Here is a 23,556-nt window from a genome sequence, read left to right as displayed (position 1 = left end):
CCGCGACACGCTCCGGAAAATTCCGGACCGTGCCGCGGCTGAGGGCACTCCTGCTCGGCGCGGGTCCGCTAGCGGACCGCTACCGCGCGCAGCCGGACCTCGGCGCGCCGCTCGGCGGCGGCGTCGGAGTCCGTCTTCGCACGCTCCAGCGCGCGCTCGGCGCGCTGGGCGTCGATCTCGTCCGCCAGCTCGCAGACCTCCGCGAGCAGAGACAGCTTGTCGTCGGCGAACGAGATGAATCCACCGTGGACGGCGGCGACGATGGTGCCGCCCTCGCTCGTACGGATGGTCACCGGGCCCGACTCCAGCACACCGAGCAGCGGCTGGTGGCCGGGCATGACGCCGATGTCGCCGGAGGTGGTACGCGCGATGACCAGGGTGGCCTCGCCGGACCAGACACTCCGGTCCGCGGCGACCAGCTCGACGTGCAGCTCAGCAGCCAAGGGTGGCTCCTCGGGTCACCACCCGGCGGTCGTGCCGGGTGTTGGGGTCAATTCTAGGGGGCGTGGAGAGGGGGACGGGACGGATCCCGTCCCCCTCGGTCGAGCACGAGGCTCAGGAGACGCCGAGCTCCTTGGCGTTGTTCTTGAGGTCCTCAAGGCCACCGCACATGAAGAACGCCTGCTCCGGGAAGTGGTCGAACTCACCGTCGCAGATCGCGTTGAACGCGGCGATCGACTCGTCGAGCGGAACGTCCGAACCGTCCACACCGGTGAACTGCTTCGCCGCGTGGGTGTTCTGGGACAGGAAGCGCTCGACACGGCGGGCGCGGTGGACAGTGAGCTTGTCCTCCTCGCTCAGCTCGTCGATACCGAGGATCGCGATGATGTCCTGGAGGTCCTTGTACTTCTGCAGGATTCCCTTGACGCGCGTGGCGGCGTCGTAGTGGTCCTGCGCGATGTAGCGCGGGTCCAGGATCCGGGACGTGGAGTCCAGCGGGTCCACGGCCGGGTAGATGCCCTTCTCGGAGATCGGACGGGAGAGAACCGTCGTCGCGTCGAGGTGGGCGAAGGTGGTCGCCGGCGCCGGGTCCGTGAGGTCGTCGGCGGGGACGTAGATCGCCTGCATCGAGGTGATCGAGTGACCACGGGTCGAGGTGATGCGCTCCTGGAGGAGACCCATCTCGTCGGCCAGGTTCGGCTGGTAACCCACCGCGGAGGGCATGCGGCCGAGCAGGGTCGAGACCTCGGAACCGGCCTGCGTGAAGCGGAAGATGTTGTCGATGAAGAACAGCACGTCCTGCTTCTGCACATCGCGGAAGTACTCCGCCATGGTCAGACCGGCGAGGGCCACACGGAGACGGGTGCCCGGGGGCTCGTCCATCTGGCCGAAGACAAGGGCGGTCTTGTCGAGGACGCCCGAGTCCTCCATCTCCGCGATGAGGTCGTTGCCCTCACGCGTACGCTCACCGACACCGGCGAACACGGAAACACCCTCGTGCAGCTTCGCCACACGCATGATCATTTCCTGGATCAGAACGGTCTTGCCGACACCGGCACCACCGAACAGACCGATCTTTCCACCCTTGACGTACGGGGTGAGAAGGTCGACGACCTTGAGGCCGGTCTCGAACATCTCGGTCTTCGACTCGAGGTCCGCGAACGCCGGGGCCTTGCGGTGGATGGACCAGCGCTCGCCGACCTCCGACTCCGCCTCGGGCTCGTTCAGGATCTGGCCCAGCGTGTTGAACACGCGACCCTTGGTGACGTCGCCGACCGGCACCGTGATGCCGTCGCCGGTGTCGACCACGGGGGCCTGGCGGACCAGACCGTCGGTGGGCTGCATCGAGATGGTACGGACGATGCCGTCACCGAGGTGCTGCGCGACCTCGAGGGTCAGCGTCTTGAGCGCGCCGTCCTCGGCCGGGTCGGCGACCTGCACGTGCAGGGCGTTGTAGATCTCCGGCATCGCGTCGACGGGGAACTCCACGTCGACGACCGGGCCGATGACCCGGGCGACGCGGCCCGTGGCGGCGGCCGTCTCAACAGTGGTCGTCATTACTTGTCACTCCCCGCGGTCGCGTCGGCCAGGGCTGCGGTGCCACCGACGATCTCGCTGATTTCCTGGGTGATTTCGGCCTGGCGGGCCGCGTTGGCAAGTCGGGAGAGGTTGTTGATCAAGTCTCCCGCGTTGTCGGTGGCCGACTTCATCGCGCGGCGCGTGGCGGCGTGCTTGGAGGCAGCCGACTGCAGCAGCGCGTTGTAGATGCGGCTCTCGACGTAGCGCGGCAGAAGGGCGTCGAGGACGTCCTCCGCCGAGGGCTCGAAGTCGTACAGCGGACGGAGGGTGTCCGGCTCGCCGGCCTCCTTCGCCACCTCGTCGAGGCTGAGGGGCAGCAGCCGGGCCTCGATCGCCGTCTGGGTCATCATCGAGACGAACTCGGTGTAGATGATGTGGAGCTCGTCCACGCCACCCTCGGCCGTGTCCTTCTCGATCGCCTCGATCAGCGGTGCCGCGACCTTCTTGGCGTCCGCGTACGTGGGCTCGTCCGTGAAGCCGGTCCACGTGTCGGTCAGCTTCCGCTCACGGAAGTTGAAGTGCGAGACACCCCGGCGACCGACGACGTAGATGTCGACCGTCCGGCCCTCGCCCTCCAGCTTCGCGATGAGCTGCTCCGCCGCCCTGATGGCGTTGGAGTTGAAGGCGCCGGCCAGACCGCGGTCGCTCGAGAGGAGCAGGACCGCGGCACGGCTCGGGTTCTCCGCCTCGGTGGTCAGCGGGTGCTTGTCGTTCGCACCCGTGGCCACCGCCGTGACCGCGCGCGTGAGCTCGGTCGCGTACGGAGTCGACGCCTGCACCTTGCGCTGCGCCTTGACGACACGCGAGGCGGCGATCATCTCCATCGCCTTGGTGATCTTCTTCGTCGCGGTGACGGATTTGATGCGACGCTTGTAGACCCGGAGCTGCGCTCCCATGAGTCAGGTCCCTTCCGTCGTCACTTCGAGACGTTGACGGCGGGAGCGTCCGCGCCCAGCAGCTTGCCGTCAGACGTCTCGAACTGCTGCTTGAACTCCGCGATGGCGTCGGCGACGGCCGTCAGCGTGTCGTCCGACATCTTCTTGCCCTCACGGATGGAGGTCATGAGACCGGAGTGGTTCTGGCGCAGGTACGCCAGGAGCTCGGCCTCGAAGCGACGGATGTCGGCGACCGGGACGTCGTCCATCTTGCCGGTGGTGCCGGCCCAGACGGAGACGACCTGGTTCTCGGTGGGCATCGGCTGGTACTGAGCCTGCTTGAGCAGCTCGACCATGCGCTGACCACGCTCCAGCTGCGCCTTCGAGGCCGAGTCCAGGTCGGAACCGAAGGCCGCGAAGGCCTCCAGCTCACGGAACTGGGCCAGGTCCACGCGGAGGCGGCCGGCGATCTGCTTCATGGCCGGGTGCTGGGCGGAGCCACCGACTCGGGAGACCGAGATACCGACGTTCAGGGCCGGACGCTGGCCGGCGTTGAACAGGTCGGACTCCAGGAAGCACTGGCCGTCGGTGATGGAGATGACGTTGGTCGGGATGAACGCCGAGACGTCGTTGGCCTTCGTCTCGACGACCGGCAGACCGGTCATCGAGCCCGCGCCCAGCTCGTCCGAGAGCTTCGCGCAGCGCTCGAGGAGACGGGAGTGCAGGTAGAAGACGTCACCCGGGTAGGCCTCGCGGCCCGGCGGGCGGCGCAGCAGCAGCGACACGGCGCGGTAGGCGTCGGCCTGCTTCGACAGGTCGTCGAAGACGATCAGGACGTGCTTGCCCTGGTACATCCAGTGCTGACCGATGGCGGAACCGGTGTACGGCGCCAGGTACTTGAAGCCGGCCGGGTCGGACGCCGGGGCGGCGACGATCGTCGTGTACTCGAGCGCGCCGGCCTCTTCCAGGGCGCCGCGAACGGACGCGATGGTCGAGCCCTTCTGGCCGATGGCGACGTAGATGCAGCGGACCTGCTTGTTCACGTCGCCCGAGCGCCAGTTGTCGCGCTGGTTGATGATCGTGTCGACGCACAGAGCGGTCTTGCCGGTCTGACGGTCACCGATGATCAGCTGACGCTGACCACGGCCGACCGGCGTCATGGCGTCGACGGCCTTGTAGCCGGTCTCCATCGGCTCGTGCACCGACTTACGGGCCATAACGCCCGGGGCCTGCAGTTCGAGGGCGCGGCGGCCCTCGGTCGCGATCTCGCCGAGACCGTCGATCGGGTTACCGAGCGGGTCGACGACGCGACCCAGGTAGCCCTCACCGACACCGACGGAGAGGACCTCGCCGGTGCGCTGCACCGACTGCCCCTCCTCGATGCCGCTGAACTCGCCGAGGACGATCGCGCCGATCTCGCGCTCTTCGAGGTTCAGCGCGAGACCGAGGGTCCCGTCCTCGAACTTCAGCAGCTCGTTCGCCATGGCGGAGGGAAGACCCTCCACCTTCGCGATACCGTCACCGGCCAGGCTGACCGTGCCGACCTCCTCGCGCGAGGCCGCGTCCGGCTGGTACGACTGGACGAAGTTCTCCAGCGCGTCCCGGATCTCCTCCGGCCGGATCGTGAGCTCCGCCATCTGGGTTCCCTGCTCTCCTTGTTGGGCCCGAAGTTTCTTAAGGGGTCTGGGGGCCGACCCCCAGGAATCTTCTGCAATCTCTGCACGGCCCAACCGGGCCGCTGGTGATGCTGTGTTGCTGTGCTGCTGGTGCTGCTGTGGTCGCTGCCGTCAGCCGGCCAGTCGACGGGTCGCCTCGCCGAGGCGCTCCGCGATGGAACCGTCGATGACCTCGTCGCCGACGCGCACCGTGATCCCGCCGAGGACCGCGGGGTCCACGTCCAGGTTCAGGTGCATCTCGCGGCCGTACAGCTTCGCCAGTACGGCACCGAGGCGCTGCTTCTGCCGGTCCGACAGCGGCACCGCCGAGGTGACGACGGCGACCATCCGGTCCCGGCGCGCCGCGGCGAGCTTGGACAGGGACTCGAGTCCCGCTTCCAGGCTACGTCCCCGGGGCTGGGTCACCAGACGGACGACCAGACGCTCGGTGGTCGCGTGGGCCTTGCCGCCGAGCAGGCTGCTGAGCAGCGTGCCCTTCGCGGTGGCCGTGGCGGTCTTGTCCGTCAGCGCCGAGCGGAGCTCGGTGCTGGAGGACACGATCCGGCCGAACCGGAACAGCTCGTCCTCGACGTCGTCGAGAGCGCCCGCCTTCTGCGCCGCGGTGAGGTCGGCGGTGTTCGCCAGCTCCTCGGCCGCGTCGACCAGGTCGCGCGAACGCGACCAGCGGGAACGCACCATGCCCGAGACCAGGTCGACGGTCTCGCCGCCCACCTGACCGCGCAGGAGTCGCTGCGCGAGCTCGGCCTTGGCCTCACCCGACTGGGCGGGGTCGGTCAGGACCCGGCGCAGCGACACCTCGCGGTCGAGCAGCGCGGTGACGGCGGCCAGCTCGTCCGCGAGCTTCGTCGCGTCGACCGGCGTGTTGTCGGTCAGCGCGTCGAGGGACTCACGGGCGGCGGACAGTGCCTCGCGGCTCGCTCCGTTCATCGGACAGCCTCCGCCTTCTCCTCGAGCTCGTCGAGGAAGCGGTCGATGGTGCGGCTCTGGCGGGCGGCGTCCTCGAGGGACTCGCCGACCAGCTTGCCGGCCAGGTCGGTGGCGAGCTTGCCCACGTCCTGACGCAGCGACGCGGACGCGGCCTTGCGGTCGGCCTCGATCTGCGCGTGGCCGGCCGCGATGATCTCCTCGCGCTGGCGCTGGCCTTCCGCCTTCATCTCCTGGATGATCGCGGTGCCCTGCTCCGTCGCCTCCTGGCGAAGACGCGCGGCCTCGTGACGGGCCTCGGCGAGCTGGGCCTTGTACTGCTCCAGCACACTCTGAGCCTCGATCTGGGCCGACTCGGCCTTCTCGATGCCACCCTCGATGGCCTCGCGGCGCTCGTCCAGAACCTTGTTGATGTTCGGGAGAAGCTTCTTGGCGAGGAAGCCGAAGACGATGACGAAGGCGATCAGGCCGATGACGAGCTCATCGAGATGCGGGATGAGCGGAGGCTGGGGCTCCGCCGCTTCCGCAAGAAGCAGAGCGTTCACATCAGTGCCTTCCGTAAAAAGAATCGGGCAGTCGGTCCGGCTTACTGGTAGACGAAGCCCATGACGATGCCGATGAGGGCGAGCGCCTCACAGAAGGCGAAGCCCATGATCTGGTTGGTACGGATGAGACCGGCGGCCTCGGGCTGGCGGGCGAGGGCCTGCGTACCGTTACCGAAGATGATGCCGACGCCGACGCCGGGGCCGATCGCGGCGAGGCCGTAACCGATCGAGGCGACGTTGCCGACGACGTTCTCCTTGGCGCCGGCGGCGAGGTTGACCATGTCGAGAGCAGCGGACATGCCGTTACTTCCTTCTCTTTCAATGACCCGGTGGGGGTTGGCCACCGGACGACTGATGGTTTCGGGGGTGGAGCTACGGGGCAGGGAGGCTCAGTGGTGCTCGGAGAGCGCGCCCTGGACGTAGCTGCAGGCCAGGAGGACGAAGACGTACGCCTGGACGGCCTGGATGAAGAGCTCGAAGGCGGTCATCACGAGGACCATCACGAACGAGGCGCCGGCGTAGACGAAGCCGATTCCGTTCATGAGGTACCAGGTGGCCAGCGAGAACATCACGATCAGCAGGTGACCGGCGAACATGTTCGCGAACAGTCGCACCGCGTGCGTGAAGGGCCGGATGAGCATGTTCGAGAAGAACTCGAGCAGCATGATGAGCGGGAGGATCGCGCCCAGGGACTTGTCGTACCCGAGCATGTTCTTCCAGGCACCGACGAAGCCGTGCTTCTTGAAGGTCAGCGCCACCCACATGACGTACACGATCAGCGCGAGGGCCGCCGGGAAGGCGATCAGCGAGGTGACCGGGAACTGGGCGACCGGAATGATCGACCAGAGGTTCATGATCCAGACGAAGAAGAACAGCGACACCATGAAGGGGACGTACTTCTCGCCGTCCTTCTTGCCGATGATCTCGTAGACGATGCCGCGGCGCACGAAGTCGTAACCGGCCTCGCCGACCATCTGCATCTTGCCGGGGATCAGCTTGGGCTTGTTGAAGGCGGCCCAGAAGAACCCGACGACCACGATGGAGCCGAGGACGGCGAGCAGCATCGGCTTGGTGATGTCGATGCCGCCCACCGTGGCGATGGGCTCGTACATGAACGTGTGCAGGCCCGGCGCCGGGAAGCCGCATCCAGAGAAGATGTGGCAATCCGGGTCGAAGGCAAGCGTCTGGTCAGCACTCACCGCGGGCTCCTTCAGCGTGGCGCATAGGTACGGCAACCTCGTTGTGTCGGCGCGGCGCGCAGCCGCGGGTCGGCACTGGACTGGTCTTACGGATAAGGGGGCGGCGGTTCGGCATCGAGCCTCTCGCTGGGGCAGGCGCCGTTTCGGATGCCCGCGTCCGCAGTGCCGCAGTTGGCACCGGACGATAGCAGGAAGCCGAACGCGGCTTTATCCCGGCCCTACCCTTCACGACTTGGACCCCGTGTTTCCGGGGTCGATGTACGTGATCTTGGCCTTCATGTAGGCCCGGGCCTGTGCGGCGACCCACACCACGGTCGTCGCGAGCAGCGTGAAGGCGAAGGCCTTGAAGTCGAACAGCGTCGTGTTCTTCAGCAAGGCCAGGAAGATGAAGAGCACCAGCAGCTGGGCCGTGTAGAGCATGAGCCCCATGGCCTGGAAGAGGTGCGGAAGCGACTTCGCCGTCCGCTGGAGAACCAACTGCCCGATCCCCATGAAGAGGATCACCACCAGGGTGCCGACGACGGCACCGATCGCACCCTTGCCACCGGCGACCACGCCGCTGATGACCGTGGCGATGGCGCCGACGGCTGCGGTGGGGACGGCGGTGTGCAGAAGGATGCGTGCGTCGTTCGACGGCATGGCGGTGTCTCCGCTTGCTCTTGGAGGGGGCGATGGTGTCGTCATGGACGAGCGTAAGCCCGGTCCGAGGTGGGTCTCGGGGCCAACAGACCGTCGCACTACGGTCTTTCGGCACTGTCGCCGGGTCTCGTGAACCGTATCACAAACTATTTGAATAGGTCTTTACTCGTAAGGTGTGCCAACAGTCACACATGAGAGTGACCCCGCGCGTGTGTGCGCGACAGCGGGGCAACTTGTCTGCTATGGCACCCGAATGGGGCTTTTCGTCAACCGCGCGCGCCGGCCTTACTCCTGTCGGAGAAGCGCGAACGGTGACCGATGGCGGTCGCCCCGTTGACCCCGGCGGGCACGGGCTCCCGCTCTTCCTCGACCACGTCCTCGGCCTCGACCGGCACGGCGGCCGGCTTGCGGCGGCGGTAGCGGGGCGGCACGACGGACTGCGCCCAGCGCGGGGCGCGCGGCGTGAAGCGCGGCAGCAGGAGCAGCACCAGGCCGATCGCGCTCAGCGCGACGACGCCGAGGACGATCCACATCGAGGTCGAGTGGACCGAGTAGGCCAGCGTGCCGAAGGCGATGAGCGCCGACCAGAAGTACATGATCAGCACCGCGCGGCTGTGCGAATGCCCGATCTCCAGGAGCCGGTGGTGCAGGTGGCCGCGGTCGGCCGCGAACGGCGACTGGCCCTTCCACGTACGGCGCACGATCGCGAGGACCAGGTCCGCCATCGGGATCGCGATGATCGTCAGCGGCAGCACGAGCGGGATGAAGACGGGCAGGGCGGCGTGCGTGGCCTGCCGGGTCGAGCCCTCGAAGATCTTCAGCGCGTCCGGGTCGACCTGGCCGGTGATCGAGATGGCGGAGGCGGCCAGGATCAGGCCGATCAGCATCGATCCCGAGTCGCCCATGAAGATCCGCGCCGGGTGCATGTTGTGCGGGAGGAAGCCCAGGCACATGCCCATGAGGATGGCGGCGAAGAGGGTCGCGGGGGCGGCGGCCTCGATCGTGTAGCCGTACCAGAGGCGGTACGCGTACAGGAAGAAGGCCGCTGCGGCGATGCAGACCATGCCGGCGGCGAGGCCGTCGAGGCCGTCGACGAAGTTCACGGCGTTGATGGTGAGGACCACCAGGGCGACCGTCAGGAGCGTGCCCTGCCAGGGGGTGAGGGCGACCGTGCCGACGCCGGGGATCGGCAGCCACAGGATCGTCAGACCCTGCGCGACCATCACGCCCGCCGAGATCATCTGCGCGCCCAGCTTGATGAGCGCGTCCAGCTCGAACTTGTCGTCGAGGACGCCGATCAGCCAGATCAGCGCGGCGCCGGAGAGCAGCGCGCGGGGCTCGTTGGACTGCTCGAAGACGCTGTTCAGGTTCTGCAGGTGGTCGGCGACGAGGAGTCCCGCGCACAGCCCGAAGAACATGGCGATGCCACCGAGCCGCGGAGTCGGTTCTCGGTGCACGTCGCGGGCGCGGATCTCCGGCATCGCCCCGGTCGCGATGGCGAACTTCCGCACCGGACCGGTGAGCAGATAGGTCACCGCGGCCGTGACACAGAGCGTCAGCAGGTAATCACGCACGGGCTGCCCCACAGGAATCGCTGGCCATCTCAGCCCCACACCCTAGCCGTGCCGTCCATGTGCTTGGAGACACACCGGCCGCCCGAACGGTTGCGCTCGGTCTTCCGTCAGGGCCCATACGGGGGAAATCGGCTGGTCAGCTCCCGTACTTCCGCGCGTACCCGGGCCGTTTCCCCGGGGTCATCACGCAACGCGACGGTGAACAGTGCCGCAATTCTCGCCATCTCCGGGGAGCCCATCCCCTGCGTGGTGACGGCGGCGGTGCCGAGCCGGATCCCGCGCCCCTCCCCGTACGGCAGGGCACAGGTGTCGAGCACCATGCCGGCGGCGGCGAGCCGGGCGCGCGCGGTCCGCCCGTCGACGCCGAGCGGCGTGGGGTCGGCGGTGATGAGGTGCGTGTCCGTCCCGCCGGTGGTCAGCGCGAAGCCCTCGGCGGCGAGCGCGGCCGCGAGGACCCTGGCGTGTTCGACCACCTGATGGGCGTACGCGGTGAACGCCGGCGTGGACGCCTCGCCGAAGGCCACCGCCTTCGCCGCGATCGTGTGCATCTGGGCGCCGCCCTGCGTGAACGGGAACACCGCCCGGTCGATCCGGTCCGCCAGCTCCTCGCCGCACAGGATCATTCCGCCGCGCGGCCCGCGCAGCACCTTGTGCGTCGTCGCGCAGACCACGTCGGCGTACGGGACGGGGCTGGGCGCCGCTCCCCCGGCGACGAGGCCGATGGGGTGGGCGGCGTCGGCGATCAGATACGCCCCGACCTCGTCGGCGATCTCCCGGAAGACCGCGTAGTCGAGGTGCCGGGGGTACGAGATCGACCCGCAGACGATCGCCTTGGGGCGGTGGTGGCGGGCGAGGGCGGCGACCTGCTCGTAGTCGACGAGCCCGGTCTCGGCGTCGACGCCGTAGGGCACGAAGTCGAACCACCGTCCGGAGAAATTCGCGGGCGACCCGTGCGTGAGGTGCCCGCCGTGGTTCAACCCCATGGCCAGAACCGTGTCACCGGGCCTGAGAAGGGCCGCATATGCCGCCAGGACGGCCGAGGAGCCCGAGTGGGCCTGTACGTTCGCGTGGTCCGCTCCGAAGAGCGCAGTGGCCCTCTCGACGGCGATCCGCTCCACGGCGTCCGCGTACTCGCAGCCGCCGTGGTGCCGGGCGCCCGGATAGCCCTCCGCGTACTTGTTGGCGAGCGGCGAACCGAGCGCGGCCAGCACCGCGCGCGACATGAAGTTCTCCGCCGCGATCAACTGCAGACTGTCCGCCTGCCTCCGCACCTCGCCGAGCAGCACATCGGCGACCTCGGGGTCCTGCCGGCGCAGGACGTCGAGTTCCTCATCGGGGGGCGCGGTGACCGACATGAAACCAATGTAGGCAGCCGCACCCCACCCCGCCCGTCGAACGTCAGGGCTTGGCGCCGACGCCCGTCGAAGCCGTCAGCGGCGGGCCGCGATGCCCGTCAAGGCCGTGACCACCGGGTCCAGCGCCTGGTTGATCTCGTCGCCGATCGACCGGAAGAAGGTGATCGGGGCGCCGTAGGGGTCGTTGACCTCGTCGGCGTCCAGGGAGGGGGCGAGGAGCCACCCGCGTAGAGCCGCGGCGGCGCGGACCAGGGCGCGGGCGCGTTCGGCCATGCCGTCGTCGCGGGGGTCCGGGAGGGTGGCGGGGTCGATCGCGCGGACCAGGCGGGTGAACTCCTTCAGGGTGAAGGTGCGCAGGCCCGCCGAATGGCCCATCGAGATGACCTGCGCGCGGTGGTCGCGGGTCGCGGTCAGGACGAGGTCGGCGCGGATGACGTGCTCGTCGAGGAGCTCGCGGCCGACGAAGCCGCTGTAGTCCGCGCCGAAGTCGGCGAGGACCAGTTCCGCGTTGGTCTCCATCGGGGCGCCCTCATGGCCCCAGGTGCCCGCGCTCTCCACGATCAGGCCGCCGCCGAGAGGGTCCCCGAGGCGGACGCTCAGGGCATGGCGGGTCAGCCGCTCGGTGATCGGCGAGCGGCAGACGTTGCCGGTGCTGACGTGGAGGATGCGGAAGGTGTCGCTGGATTCGTGCCCCGCTATGCCACGCCCCTCAGGGGCGGTCAACTGGCCACCTCGAGGTCGGGCACGACCTTCCGGAGCTCCTCCGGGGAGAGCGCGCCCTCGCGCAGCAGCACCGGCACCTTGCCCGTGACGTCGACGATGGACGAGGGGACGATGCCGGGGGTCGGGCCGCCGTCGAGGTAGACGGAGACCGAGTCGCCGAGCATCTGCTGCGCCGCGTCGCAGTCCTCCGGCGCCGGGTGGCCGGTGATGTTGGCCGAGGTGACGGCCATCGGGCCGACCTCGGTGAGCAGCTCGATCGCGACCGGGTGCAGCGGCATCCGGATGGCGACGGTCCCCCGGCTGTCGCCCAGGTCCCACTGGAGGGACGGCTGGTGCTTGGCGACGAGGGTGAGCGCGCCGGGCCAGAAGGCGTCGACGAGCTCCCAGGCCTGCTCGGAGAAGTCGGTGACCAGGCCGTGGAGGGTGTTCGGGGAGCCGATGAGCACGGGCGTGGGCATGTTGCGGCCGCGGCCCTTGGCGGCGAGCAGGTCGCCGACGGCCTCGCCGCTGAAGGCGTCCGCCCCGATCCCGTACACGGTGTCGGTGGGCAGCACGACCAGCTCGCCCCGGCGGACGGCGGACGCGGCCTCGCGCAGACCGGTCGCGCGATCGGTCGCCTCGTTGCAGTCGTATCGCCGTGCCATCAGCTCCCGGCCTCCTCGTGTGCGTCGTGCGTGGTCATGGCATCGCCTTGCGGGCGGTCGCGAAGCGCGGCCGGTTGTTCAGGTCCGGGTGGTCGGCGGCGTCGGCCCAGCCGGCCTCCTCGTTGAAGATCCACGGCACCTGCCCGCCCTGCGTGTCCGCGTGCTCGATGACGACGAGGCCGCCGGGGCGCAGCAGCCGGTGGGCGGTGCGCTCGATGCCACGGATGGTGTCGAGGCCGTCCTCGCCGGAGAAGAGGGCCATCTCCGGGTCGTGGTCGCGGGCCTCGGGAGCCACGTACTCCCACTCGGTGAGCGGGATGTACGGCGGGTTGGAGATGACCAGGTCGACCTGGCCGTCCAGCTCGGGGAGCGCGGTGAGCGCGTCGCCCTCGTGCAGCACGACGCGGGAGCCCTCGACGTTCTTGCGGGTCCACGCGAGCGCGTCCTCGGACAGCTCAACGGCGTGCACCCGCGAGCGCGGCACCTCCTGGGCGAGCGCGAGGGCGATCGCCCCGGAGCCGGTGCACAGGTCGACGATGAGCGGTTCGACGACGTCCATGGCGCGCACGGCGTCTATGGCCCAGCCGACGACCGACTCGGTCTCCGGGCGGGGCACGAAGACGCCGGGCCCCACCTGGAGCTCCAGGTAGCGGAAGAACGCCCGGCCGGTGATGTGCTGGAGCGGCTCGCGGGCCTCGCGGCGGGCGACGGCCTCCCAGTAGCGGGCGTCGAAGTCCGCGTCCTTGACGTTGTGCAGCTCCCCCCGCTTGACGCCGTGCACGAACGCGGCGAGCTCCTCGGCGTCGAAACGCGGTGAGGGAACGCCGGCGTCGGCCAGCCGCTGGGTGGCCTGGGCCACCTCGGCAAGCAGCAGGTTCACGCTGGTCCTCCGTGGTGCGGGGTGGGGCTTGAGGGGGGCCTTACGCGGCGACGGGCTTCGCCCGCCTCACGCTGCGGCGAGCTTCGCCGCCGAGTCGGCGTCGACGCAGGCCTGGATCATGGCGTCCAGGTCGCCGTCGAGGACCTGGTCCAGGTTGTACGCCTTGAAGCCGACGCGGTGGTCGGAGATCCGGTTCTCCGGGAAGTTGTACGTACGGATCTTCTCGGACCGGTCGACGGTGCGGACCTGGCTGCGGCGCGCGTCCGCGGCCTCGGCCTCGGCCTTCTCCTGGGCGGCGGCGAGGAGCCGGGAGCGCAGGATGCGCATGGCCTGCTCCTTGTTCTGGAGCTGGCTCTTCTCGTTCTGGCAGGAGGCGACGATGCCGGTCGGCAGGTGGGTGATGCGGACCGCGGAGTCGGTGGTGTTGACCGACTGGCCGCCGGGGCCGGACGAGCGGTAGACGTCGATGCGCAGGTCGTTGGCGTGGATCTCGACGTCGACCTCCTCGGCCTCGGGCGTGACGAGCACGCCGGCGGCGGAGGTGTGGATGCGGCCGGCGGACTCGGTGGCGGGCACGCGCTGGACGCGGTGCACCCCGCCCTCGTACTTGAGCCGGGCCCAGACGCCCTGGCCGGGCTCGGTGGCGCCGTTGCCGCCCTTGGTCTTCACGGCGACCTGGACGTCCTTGTAGCCGCCGAGCTCGGACTCGGTGGCGTCGATGATCTCGGTCTTCCAGCCGACGCGCTCGGCGTACCGCAGGTACATCCGGAGGAGGTCGCCGGCGAAGAGGGCGGACTCGTCGCCGCCCGCGCCCGCCTTGATCTCCAGGATGACGTCCTTGTCGTCGCTCGGGTCGCGCGGGACGAGGAGCAGGCGGAGCTTGTCGGTGAGCTCCTCGCGCTGCTTCTCCAGTTCCTTGACCTCGGCGGCGAAGTCGGGGTCGTCGTGCATCAGCTCGCGCGCCGTCTCGATGTCGTCACCGGTCTGCTTCCAGGAGCGGTAGGTGGCGACGATCGGGGTCAGCTCGGCGTAGCGCTTGTTGAGCTTGCGCGCGTTGGCCTGATCGGCGTGGACCGAAGGGTCCGCGAGCCTGGTCTCGAGGTCGGCGTGCTCGCCGACCAGTTCCTCGACCGCCTCGAACATCGGGGGCTCCTGGGTTTTCGTGGGTTGCTACGGGACGGCAAAGCGCCGGTCCCGGCCACCCCCGCACGGGGGCAGCCGAAGACCGGCGCAGTGGCTCGCTACTTGGCGGAGCCGGCAGCCTTGCCGAAGCGGGCCTCGAAGCGGGCCACGCGGCCGCCGGTGTCGAGGATCTTCTGCTTGCCCGTGTAGAACGGGTGGCACTCGGAGCAGACCTCGGCACGGATGGTGCCCTCGGTCAGGGTGCTACGGGTGGTGAACGACGCGCCACAGGTGCAGCTGACCTGGGTCTCGACGTACTCGGGGTGGATCTCGCGCTTCAAGGTGTCTCCTAGTTTCGGGAGGGCTCCGGGTCGCCCCCGCGGGTTGCGGACAGCGTGAACCGGGGCCGACGTACCAGTCTGCCAGGACCGGCCGCATCTCCCCAAACCGGGGTCGGGCCGGAAGTATTCCTGGGGCTACCTGACCAGGCCCTCGGCCTTGCCGGTGGCGGCGTCCTTCGTGGCCGACGCGGGGATCGGCAGGTCACCCTTGAGGGCCTTCCAGACCTGTGCGGCCTGGGCTTCGAGGGGGACGACGCGGTTGGGGTCCCGGGGGTCGTACTCGACGGGCAGGGTGACCATGTGGACGTTCTGGGCGCCGATGCCGGCGAGGCCCTTGGCGAAGCCTGTCAGCTCCTGGACGGAGTCGAGTTCGGAGTCGGGCGTGATGGCCTTGGTGGCGGCGTCGGCCAGTCCGTACAGCTTGGCCGGGTTCGAGAAGACGCCGACGTCCTTGACCTGGTTCATGAAGGCCTTCATGAAGGCCTGCTGGAGCTGGATGCGGCCGAGGTCGCTGCCGTCGCCGACGCTCTTGCGGGTGCGGACGAGGCCGAGGGACTGCTCGCCGTCGAGGGTGTGCGTGCCCGGGGCGAGGTCGAGGTGGCTCTTGGGGTCCTTGATGGCCTGCGTGGTGGTGATCTCGACACCGCCGAGCTCGTCGATGAGCTTCTTGAAGCCGGTGAAGTCGACCTCGATGTAGTGGTCCATGCGGATGCCGGACATCGATTCGACGGTCTTGACGGCGCAGGCGGGGCCGCCGACCTCGTAGGCGGTGTTGAACATGGCGCGCCGCTCGCCGGGGACGGCGGTCCCCTTCGCGTCGGTGCAGGAGGGCCGGTCGATGAGGGTGTCGCGGGGTATGGAGACCACGCTGGCCTTCTTGTGGCCCTCGTAGACGTGCACGACCATCGCGGTGTCGGAGCGGGCGCCGCCCTCGTCCTTGCCGTAGGCGCCGTTGTCGCCGGCGCGGGAGTCGGAGCCGAGGACGAGGAGGTCGAGGGAGCCGTTGTCGACGTTCTCGGGGCGCTCCTTGCCGAGCTGGGCGTTGATGTCGACGCCCTTGAGGTTGCCGTCGAGCTTGACGTACACGTAGCCGAGTCCGGCGCCGCCGAGGAGGAGGACCGCGACGGCCCCCGATATGAGGATCGGGGTCTTGCGGCGCCTGGCGGGGGGCTTGCGGCGTCGGCCGCTGCCCGCGCCGCGCGCGCGTCCGCTCTTGCTCTGCTCGGTCATCGTCTTCCCTCGGCCCTCGACACGCACCTTCTGTGACGCCCTCGACTTCACCTTCAGTGACGACGAAGCACCCGAAAGGGTTGCATACGGACCTGTGAGGTTTGAGTGAGCTCGGCCCGGAAACAGCACTGCGCCCACCGTGCGGAACACGGTGGGCGCAGTGGTTTACGCAGGTCACGACCAGGTTACGAGCGCGGTGCCCGTTTCTCGTCGTGTGACGCAGCTCTCGCGTCAGTCGCTGCTGCCGCCCGGCGTCGTCTTCTGGATCTGGAGCAGGAACTCGCCGTTCGACTTCGTCTGCTTGAGCTTGTCGAGCAGCAGCTCGATCGCCTGCTGCTGGTCGAGCGCGTGGAGCACGCGACGCAGCTTCCAGGTGATGGCGAGCTCGTCGCTGCCGAGGAGGATCTCCTCCTTGCGCGTGCCCGAGGCGTCGACGTCGACGGCCGGGAAGATGCGCTTGTCGGCGAGCTTCCGGTCGAGCTTGAGCTCCATGTTGCCGGTGCCCTTGAACTCCTCGAAGATCACCTCGTCCATGCGCGAGCCGGTGTCGACCAGCGCGGTGGCCAGGATGGTCAGCGAGCCGCCGTCCTCGATGTTGCGCGCGGCACCGAAGAAGCGCTTCGGCGGGTAGAGCGCGGTCGAGTCGACACCACCGGACAGGATGCGGCCGGAGGCGGGCGCCGCGAGGTTGTACGCGCGGCCCAGACGGGTGATGGAGTCGAGCAGGACGACCACGTCGTGACCCAGCTCCACGAGGCGCTTGGCGCGCTCGATGGCCAGCTCGGCGACGGTGGTGTGGTCCTCGGCCGGACGGTCGAAGGTCGAGGAGATGACCTCGCCCTTGACCGACCGCTGCATGTCGGTGACCTCTTCCGGACGCTCGTCGACCAGGACGACCATCAGGTGGCACTCGGGGTTGTTGTGCGTGATCGCGTTGGCGATCGCCTGCATGATCATGGTCTTGCCGGTCTTCGGCGGGGCCACGATCAGACCGCGCTGGCCCTTGCCGATCGGCGACACGAGGTCGATGATGCGGGTGGTCAGCACGCCCGGGTCCGTCTCCAGGCGGAGGCGGTCCTGCGGGTAGAGCGGGGTCAGCTTGTTGAACTCCGGACGGCCCCGGCCGGAGTCGGCGGCCATGCCGTTGGCGGAGTCCAGGCGGACCAGCGCGTTGAACTTCTCGCGGCGCTCGCCCTCCTTCGGCTGACGCACGGCGCCGGTGACGTGGTCGCCCTTGCGCAGGCCGTTCTTGCGGACCTGGGCGAGGGAGACGTACACGTCGTTCGGGCCGGGCAGGTAGCCGGAGGTCCGGATGAACGCGTAGTTGTCGAGGATGTCCAGGATGCCCGCGACGGGGATCAGGACGTCGTCGTCGGCGACCTGCGGCTCGCCGGCCTGGAAGTCGTCACGGCCACGACGGCCGCGGCGGTCGCGGTAGCGGCCGCGACGGCCACGACGGCCGCCCTCGAAGTCGTCCTCGTCCTGCGGGCCGGCCTGCTGGCCGCCCTGCTGGCCCTGGGCGCCCTGGCCCTGCTGGCCACCCTGGCGCTGACGCTGGCCGCCCTGGCCACCGCCCTGCTGCTCGTCGCCCTTGCGGTCGCGCTGGCGGTCACGGCGGTCACGGCGGTCGCCGCGCTCCCCGCGGTCGCGGCGGCCGCGGCCCTCGGCGCCCTCGGCGCCCTCGGCCCTGGTGTCGGCCTGCGGCTCGGCCTTGACCTCGCGGGTCTCGGTACGGGCCTCGGTCTTGACGGTCTGGGCGGCCTCGGTCCGGGCCTCGCCCTCCGGGGAACCGGCGGGGGCGGTGGCACGGCGACGACGGCGCTCGCCGGCCGGGGCGTCGTCGGCGGCCGGCTGGCCCGGAATGTCGATCTGCTGCTGGGCGACGGCCTTCTCGGCCTTCTCCGCCTTCGGCGCGGCGGCCTCGGCGGTCTCGCCCGTACGGGCCTTGGAGGTGGCGCGGCGCTTCGGCTTGGCGTCGGCGGCGTCGGCGGCCTTGGCGGGGGCGGCGGAGCCTCCGGCCTGCGCCTCCTTGATGACCTCGATCAGCTGGCTCTTGCGCATCCGCGCGGTGCCCCTGATGCCGAGGCCGGACGCGACCTGCTGCAGCTCGGCCAGGACCATGCCGTCGAGGCCGGTGCCGGAGCGGCGGCGCCGTGCGGTGCCGGTGGCACCTGCGGCGGGCGCGGCGGTGTCGACACTGCTGTCGGCAGTCACGCCCATCAGATCGGTGGTGTCGCTCACGAAGGGTCCTTCCCTGGAGCGGACGTCGGCCATCTGGCTCGGCGACCGGTTGTGCTGTCCGGCAGGGTCCTGGTTCTTGGACCGTGTCCGGGGCGGTGGTCCCGCCGGGTACGGCGGAGAGAGAACGTGCTGTGGGTCCGGCCCGAGCGCCCCCTGCTCGGCCCTTGACTCGAAAGAAGAGCGAGGGGTGTCGTGCCGGTTCCGGAGCGTGCTCAAAACTGCTCAGGCAGGCTGCTCAGGCAGTTGGGGAGGCTCCCGGAAGAATGGGTGGTCCCTGATGGGGACACTCCGCACCGCTCCACAAAGAGGTCGGGTGCAGACTTGAGGTTAACACTACCGGCTCCAACAAACATTCCCCCTCTCACTCACCGGCAATCTCCTGTCCGAGGCGCTGCCCGGCGCCCCGGCCGTCCGGGGCGCTGCCCTGCGCCCCGGCCGCCACACGCCTAGGGCGCCAGCGGCAGGACACTCGCTCCGGACGCGTCGAGGTCGAGCCGGTTCGCGGCCCAGCCCTCGCCCGCGAGGCGGGCGACCTTGTCGGCCGTCCCGTGTTCGGCCAGCGCGAGGACCGTGGGGCCCGCGCCGGAGATGACCGCGGGGACGCCGTCCGCGCGCAGTCGGTTCACCAGGGCGATGCTCTCGGGCATCGCGGGGGCCCGGTACTCCTGGTGCAGCCGGTCCTCGGTGGCCGCGAGCAGCAGCTCGGGGCGGCGGGTCAGGGCCTCGACGAGGAGGGCGGCGCGGCCGGCGTTGGCGGCGGCGTCCACGTGCGGGACGGTGCGCGGCAGGAGTCCGCGGGCGGTCTCGGTCAGTACGGGCTTCCCGGGGACGAAAACCACCGGAACGATGGAATCCGAGGGATCCATCCTGATCGCCTTCGCGGCGCCGGACTCGGTCCAGGCGAGCGTGAATCCGCCGAGGAGACAGGCGGCGACGTTGTCGGGGTGGCCCTCGATCTCGGTGGCCAGCTCCAGGAGGGCGGCCTCGTCGAGCTTGGCGTCCCCGCCTATGGTCACGGCGCGGGCGGCGACGATGCCGGCGCAGATGGCGGCGGAGGAGGAGCCGAGGCCGCGGCCGTGCGGGATGCGGTTGGCGCAGACGACCTCGAGGCCGCGCGGCTGTCCGCCGAGCAGGTCGAAGGCCGTGCGCAGGGAGCGTACGAGCAGGTGCCGCTCGTCGCGCGGGAGCGTCTCCGCGCCCTCGCCGGCGATGTCGATGTGCAGCCCGGAGTCGGCGACCCGGACGACGACGTCGTCGTAGAGCCCCAGCGACAGGCCGAAGGCATCGAAGCCCGGGCCGAGATTGGCGCTGGTGGCGGGGACGCGCACCCGTACGGCGGCGGCGCGGAACGCTGGACCGGCCATCGCTCGTTGACTCTCCTTGATTGCGACAACATGCATTTCAGACAACGCGTATTCAAGAGAAGTACACGGGGACCCGGGGGCCGTCTCGGCCGCGGAGGCGACAACGGCAACGACACCGCGCATATGCGACGGGGCGGGTCGGTACAGCCTATCGAAGGAAGGTTCTGTGGCGACATAGGGCGCACAGGAGGCGCACGATGCGTGTCGCGAGCCATCCTGTGCGCCTATGTAGGTTCCTGATCGGGTTTCACCCGATCAGGAACCGGCGGGCCTCGTTACGTTCAGGCCAGGCCGAGGCGCTCGGCGGCGGCCGCGGCGTCGACCGGGACGGTGACCGGCTGCGGCGCGCCGGCGACGGCCCAGTCGGGGTCCTTGAGGCCGTTGCCGGTGACGGTGCAGACGATCCGCTGGCCGGGGTCGACCTTGCCCTGCGCGGCGGCCTTCAGCAGACCGGCGACCGAGGCGGCCGAGGCGGGCTCGACGAAGACGCCCTCCTGCGCGGCCAACAGGCGGTAGGCCTGGAGGATCTCACGGTCCGTCACCTCGTCGATGAAGCCGCCCGACTCGTCGCGCGCGGCGATCGCGTAGTCCCACGAGGCCGGGTTGCCGATGCGGATCGCGGTGGCGATCGTCGACGGGTCCTTGACGACCTCGCCGCGCACGAGCGGGGCGGAGCCGGAGGCCTGGAAGCCCCACATGCGCGGGCGGTGGGTGGCGAGGCCGTCGGCGGCGTACTCGCGGTACCCCTTCCAGTACGCCGTGATGTTGCCGGCGTTGCCCACGGGCAGGACGTGGATGTCGGGGGCGTCGCCCAGCATGTCCACGATCTCGAAGGCGGCGGTCTTCTGGCCCTCGATGCGGACCGGGTTGACCGAATTGACCAGCGCCACCGGGTAGTTCTCGGAGAGGCTGCGGGCCAGGGTCAGGCAGTCGTCGAAGTTTCCGTCGACCTGGAGGATCTTCGCGCCGTGCACGAGGGCCTGGCCCATCTTGCCGAGCGCGATCTTGCCCTGCGGCACGAGGACGGCGGAGACCATCCCGGCGCGCACGGCGTAGGCGGCGGCGGACGCCGAGGTGTTGCCGGTGGACGCGCAGATGACGGCCTGCGCGCCCTCCTCCTTGGCCTTGGAGATGGCCATGGTCATGCCCCGGTCCTTGAAGGAGCCGGTGGGGTTGGCGCCCTCGACCTTGAGGTGCACCTCGCAGCCCGTGCGCTCGGAGAGGACCTGAGCGGGGACGAGCGGCGTACCGCCCTCACGGAGCGTGACGACCGGCGTCGTGTCCGTGACCGGAAGGCGGTCCCGGTACTCCTCGATGATGCCGCGCCACTGGTGGGTGCCCTTGTGGGTCATGGGTCCTTACTCCCCTTCAACACGCATGATGCTGGCGACACCGCGCACGGTGTCGAGCTTGCGCAGCGCCTCGACGGTCCCGGAGAGGGCGGCGTCGGGCGCGCGGTGGGTGACGACGACGAGGGAGGCCTCGCCGTCCTTGCCCTGCTGGCGCACCGTATCGATGGATACGCCGTGCTCGGCGAAGACCGTCGCGACCTGGGCGAGGACGCCCGGCTTGTCGGCCACGTCGAGGCTGATGTGGTACCGCGTGACGACCTCGCCCATGGAGCTCACGGGCAGCTGGGTGTACGCGGACTCGCCGGGGCCCGTCGCCTCGTTGAGACGGTTGCGGCAGACGGCGACGACGTCGCCGAGGACGGCGGAGGCGGTCGGTGAGCCGCCCGCCCCGGGGCCGTAGAACATGAGCTGCCCGGCGGCGTCGGCCTCGACGAAGACCGCGTTGTACGCCTCGCGGACGGAGGCCAGCGGGTGGCTGAGCGGAATCATCGCGGGGTGCACGCGCGCGGTGACGGACCCGCCGTCGGCGGCCCGCTCGCAGATCGCGAGCAGCTTGATGGTGCAGCCCATCTGCTTGGCGGAGGCGAAGTCCGCGGCGGTGACCTCGGTCATGCCCTCGCGGTAGACGTCGTCGAGACGCACGCGCGTGTGGAAGGCGATCCCGGCGAGGATGGCGGCCTTGGCGGCGGCGTCGAAGCCCTCGACGTCGGCGGTGGGGTCGGCCTCGGCGTACCCGAGCGCGGTGGCCTCGTCGAGCGCCTCGGAGTATCCGGCGCCGGACGTGTCCATCTTGTCGAGGATGAAGTTCGTCGTGCCGTTGACGATGCCCATCACCCGGTTGATCTTGTCGCCGGCGAGGGACTCGCGCAGCGGCCGGATCAGCGGGATGGCCCCGGCGACGGCGGCCTCGTAGTACAGGTCCTGCCCGTGCTGCTCGGCGGCGGCGTACAGGCTCGCGCCGTCCTGGGCGAGCAGCGCCTTGTTCGCCGAGACGACGGAGGCGCCGTGCTCGAAGGCGGTGGTGATGAGGGTGCGGGCCGGCTCGATGCCGCCGATGACCTCGACGACGACGTCGATGTCCCCGCGTTTGACGAGGGCGGTCGCGTCGGTGGTGATCAGCTCGGCGGGGACTCCCCCGCGGACCTTGTCGGGCCGGCGGACGGCCACGCCGGCGAGCTCGACCGGCGCGCCGATGCGCGCGGCGAGGTCGTCGGCGTGCGTCGTCATGATGCGCGCCACCTCTGAGCCGACCACTCCACAGCCCAGCAGCGCCACCTTCAGCGGACGCGTACGCATCATCCGACCTCGTTTCTCGTACTACTTCGTATCTCTACGGTTTCGTATCTCTACGGAGAACCAGTCTCACTCACCGGACGAGGGATTCCGCCTCTCGTCCGGATCCTGAGACATCGATTTCATCACGCGACTATTTCATCACGCGACTATTTCATCAGCCCACGTCGAGGCGCAGGAGATCTTCCTCCGTCTCGCGCCGGACGATGACCCGCGCCTCGCCGTCGCGGACGGCGACGACGGGCGGCCGGAGCGCGTGGTTGTAGTTGCTGGCCATGGAGCGGCAGTACGCGCCGGTGGCCGGCACGGCGACGAGGTCGCCGGGCGCCAGGTCCGAGGGCAGGAAGGCGTCCCGCACGACGATGTCGCCGCTCTCGCAGTGCTTGCCGACGACGCGGGAGAGCATCGGCTCGGCCTCGCTGGTCCGCGAGACGAGGCTGACGCTGTACTCGGCGTCGTACAGGGCGGTGCGGATGTTGTCCGACATGCCGCCGTCGACGCTCACGTACGTCCGCAGCCCTTCGAGCGGCTTGACGGTGCCGACCCGGTAGAGGGTGAAGGCGGTGGGGCCGACGATGGCCCGCCCCGGCTCCACGGAGATGCGGGGCGTCCGCAGCCCGGCGGCCTCGCACTCCCGGGTCACGATCTCGCTCAACGCCTTGGCGATCTCGTGCGGCTCGCGCGGGTCGTCCTCGGAGGTGTACGCGATGCCGAGCCCGCCCCCCAGATCGATCTCGGGCAGCTCGACCCCGTGCTCGTCCCGCACCTCGGCGAGCAACTGCACGACACGCCGCGCGGACACCTCGAAGCCGGCCATGTCGAAGATCTGCGACCCGATGTGCGAGTGGATGCCGATGAGCTCGAGGCCGTCGAGCGTGAGGGCCCGCCGCACGGCCTCGGCGGCCTGCCCGCCGGCCAGCGCGATCCCGAACTTCTGGTCCTCGTGGGCGGTGGCGATGAACTCGTGCGTGTGCGCCTCCACACCCACGGTCACGCGGATCTGCACGCGCTGCCGCTTGCCGAGGGACTGGGCGATGTGCGCGACCCGCACGATCTCCTGGAAGGAGTCGAGCACGATCCGCCCGACACCGACCTCGACGGCCCGCCGGATCTCTTCCTCACTCTTGTTGTTCCCGTGGAAGGCGATGCGCTCGGCGGGCATCCCCGCGGAGAGCGCGGTGCTCAGCTCTCCCCCGGAACACACGTCGAGGTTCAGCCCCTCCTCCTTGAGCCACCGCACGATGGCACGGGAGAGGAACGCCTTCCCGGCGTAGAACACGTCGGCGTCCTTGCCGAAGGCCTCGGCCCAGGCACGGCAGCGGGCACGGAAGTCGGTCTCGTCGAGGAAGTAGGCGGGCGTGCCGAACTCCTCGGCGAGGGCGTCGACGCCGAGGCCGCCGACGGTGACGACCCCCCGCTCGTCCCGCTTGACGGTCCGGGCCCACACCTTCGGATCGAGGGCGTTGAGGTCGGCGGGCGGAGCGGAGTAGTGCCCCTCGGGAAGGACATCGGCGTGGCGGGGCCCGGCGGGGTGGGCGGAACGGCTCATGGTCTGCGTCT

General features: G+C 69.8%; 22 protein-coding genes. All 22 read right to left on the bottom strand.

Annotation, left to right across the window (positions count from 1 at the left end; genetic code table 11):
• Window positions 1–68: 68 nt before the first annotated feature.
• A complete protein-coding gene (locus tag ACFYUS_RS03530; RefSeq protein ID WP_225804664.1) occupies window positions 69–443 on the bottom strand; it encodes a F0F1 ATP synthase subunit epsilon in 375 nt (124 codons plus the stop codon).
• A 112-nt stretch (window positions 444–555) separates the two neighbouring features.
• Entirely contained in the window at window positions 556–1,998 is a 1,443-nt protein-coding gene (atpD, locus tag ACFYUS_RS03525; protein ID WP_116158817.1) for a F0F1 ATP synthase subunit beta, read from the bottom strand.
• Entirely contained in the window at window positions 1,998–2,915 is a 918-nt protein-coding gene (locus ACFYUS_RS03520; protein ID WP_388845184.1) for a F0F1 ATP synthase subunit gamma, read from the bottom strand. Before ACFYUS_RS03520 ends, atpD begins: the two co-directional genes overlap by 1 nt.
• Before the next feature lie 20 nt (window positions 2,916–2,935).
• Complete coding sequence (gene atpA, locus ACFYUS_RS03515) at window positions 2,936–4,531, bottom strand: F0F1 ATP synthase subunit alpha (RefSeq protein ID WP_351183844.1); 1,596 nt, start codon at window positions 4,529–4,531, stop codon at window positions 2,936–2,938.
• A 150-nt stretch (window positions 4,532–4,681) separates the two neighbouring features.
• Window positions 4,682–5,497: a F0F1 ATP synthase subunit delta gene (locus tag ACFYUS_RS03510; protein ID WP_388845181.1), complete on the bottom strand. Its 816-nt coding sequence runs from the start codon at window positions 5,495–5,497 to the stop codon at window positions 4,682–4,684.
• Window positions 5,494–6,039, bottom strand: coding sequence for a F0F1 ATP synthase subunit B (locus tag ACFYUS_RS03505; RefSeq protein WP_388845178.1), 546 nt, complete (start codon window positions 6,037–6,039; stop codon window positions 5,494–5,496). Before ACFYUS_RS03505 ends, ACFYUS_RS03510 begins: the two co-directional genes overlap by 4 nt.
• A gap of 41 nt (window positions 6,040–6,080) precedes the next feature.
• Window positions 6,081–6,338 (bottom strand): ATP synthase F0 subunit C, encoded by a 258-nt coding sequence (gene atpE / locus ACFYUS_RS03500; RefSeq protein WP_093874070.1) that lies wholly within the window; start codon window positions 6,336–6,338, stop codon window positions 6,081–6,083.
• Between the two features lie 90 nt (window positions 6,339–6,428).
• Window positions 6,429–7,238 carry a F0F1 ATP synthase subunit A gene (atpB, locus tag ACFYUS_RS03495; RefSeq protein WP_388845175.1) on the bottom strand — a complete coding sequence of 270 codons (810 nt, stop codon included), beginning with the start codon at window positions 7,236–7,238 and terminating at the stop codon, window positions 6,429–6,431.
• 225 nt (window positions 7,239–7,463) lie between these two features.
• Entirely contained in the window at window positions 7,464–7,877 is a 414-nt protein-coding gene (locus ACFYUS_RS03490) for a hypothetical protein (RefSeq protein ID WP_388845172.1), read from the bottom strand.
• 266 nt (window positions 7,878–8,143) lie between these two features.
• Window positions 8,144–9,451, bottom strand: coding sequence for an MraY family glycosyltransferase (locus ACFYUS_RS03485; protein WP_388845169.1), 1,308 nt, complete (start codon window positions 9,449–9,451; stop codon window positions 8,144–8,146).
• A gap of 107 nt (window positions 9,452–9,558) precedes the next feature.
• Complete coding sequence (glyA, locus tag ACFYUS_RS03480; protein WP_388845166.1) at window positions 9,559–10,806, bottom strand: serine hydroxymethyltransferase; 1,248 nt, start codon at window positions 10,804–10,806, stop codon at window positions 9,559–9,561.
• Between the two features lie 75 nt (window positions 10,807–10,881).
• Complete coding sequence (locus ACFYUS_RS03475) at window positions 10,882–11,529, bottom strand: protein-tyrosine-phosphatase (protein ID WP_388845163.1); 648 nt, start codon at window positions 11,527–11,529, stop codon at window positions 10,882–10,884.
• Entirely contained in the window at window positions 11,526–12,173 is a 648-nt protein-coding gene (locus tag ACFYUS_RS03470) for an L-threonylcarbamoyladenylate synthase (RefSeq protein ID WP_388845160.1), read from the bottom strand. Before ACFYUS_RS03470 ends, ACFYUS_RS03475 begins: the two co-directional genes overlap by 4 nt.
• 34 nt (window positions 12,174–12,207) lie before the next feature.
• On the bottom strand, window positions 12,208–13,053 hold the full coding sequence (prmC, locus tag ACFYUS_RS03465) for a peptide chain release factor N(5)-glutamine methyltransferase (protein WP_352028391.1): 846 nt from the start codon (window positions 13,051–13,053) through the stop codon (window positions 12,208–12,210).
• 66 nt (window positions 13,054–13,119) lie between these two features.
• Window positions 13,120–14,196, bottom strand: coding sequence for a peptide chain release factor 1 (gene prfA / locus ACFYUS_RS03460; protein WP_388845157.1), 1,077 nt, complete (start codon window positions 14,194–14,196; stop codon window positions 13,120–13,122).
• A gap of 98 nt (window positions 14,197–14,294) precedes the next feature.
• Complete coding sequence (gene rpmE / locus ACFYUS_RS03455; protein ID WP_015036196.1) at window positions 14,295–14,516, bottom strand: 50S ribosomal protein L31; 222 nt, start codon at window positions 14,514–14,516, stop codon at window positions 14,295–14,297.
• A 135-nt stretch (window positions 14,517–14,651) separates the two neighbouring features.
• Window positions 14,652–15,746 (bottom strand): LCP family protein, encoded by a 1,095-nt coding sequence (locus tag ACFYUS_RS03450; RefSeq protein ID WP_388845154.1) that lies wholly within the window; start codon window positions 15,744–15,746, stop codon window positions 14,652–14,654.
• Window positions 15,747–15,977: 231 nt separating this feature from the next.
• Window positions 15,978–18,020: a transcription termination factor Rho gene (gene rho, locus ACFYUS_RS03445; RefSeq protein ID WP_388845151.1), complete on the bottom strand. Its 2,043-nt coding sequence runs from the start codon at window positions 18,018–18,020 to the stop codon at window positions 15,978–15,980.
• A 413-nt stretch (window positions 18,021–18,433) separates the two neighbouring features.
• Window positions 18,434–19,351 (bottom strand): homoserine kinase, encoded by a 918-nt coding sequence (gene thrB / locus ACFYUS_RS03440; protein WP_388845148.1) that lies wholly within the window; start codon window positions 19,349–19,351, stop codon window positions 18,434–18,436.
• A gap of 281 nt (window positions 19,352–19,632) precedes the next feature.
• On the bottom strand, window positions 19,633–20,703 hold the full coding sequence (gene thrC, locus ACFYUS_RS03435) for a threonine synthase (RefSeq protein WP_189799865.1): 1,071 nt from the start codon (window positions 20,701–20,703) through the stop codon (window positions 19,633–19,635).
• Between the two features lie 6 nt (window positions 20,704–20,709).
• Entirely contained in the window at window positions 20,710–22,002 is a 1,293-nt protein-coding gene (locus ACFYUS_RS03430) for a homoserine dehydrogenase (protein ID WP_388845144.1), read from the bottom strand.
• A 151-nt stretch (window positions 22,003–22,153) separates the two neighbouring features.
• Complete coding sequence (gene lysA / locus ACFYUS_RS03425) at window positions 22,154–23,545, bottom strand: diaminopimelate decarboxylase (RefSeq protein ID WP_388845141.1); 1,392 nt, start codon at window positions 23,543–23,545, stop codon at window positions 22,154–22,156.
• Window positions 23,546–23,556: the final 11 nt, after the last annotated feature.

This window comes from Streptomyces sp. NPDC004284, from assembly GCF_042874035.1.
In the GTDB taxonomy this organism is placed as follows: Bacteria; Actinomycetota; Actinomycetes; order Streptomycetales; family Streptomycetaceae; genus Streptomyces.
Note: the sequence above shows the minus strand (reverse complement) of the source record. Positions and strands in the feature narration are given on the sequence as shown.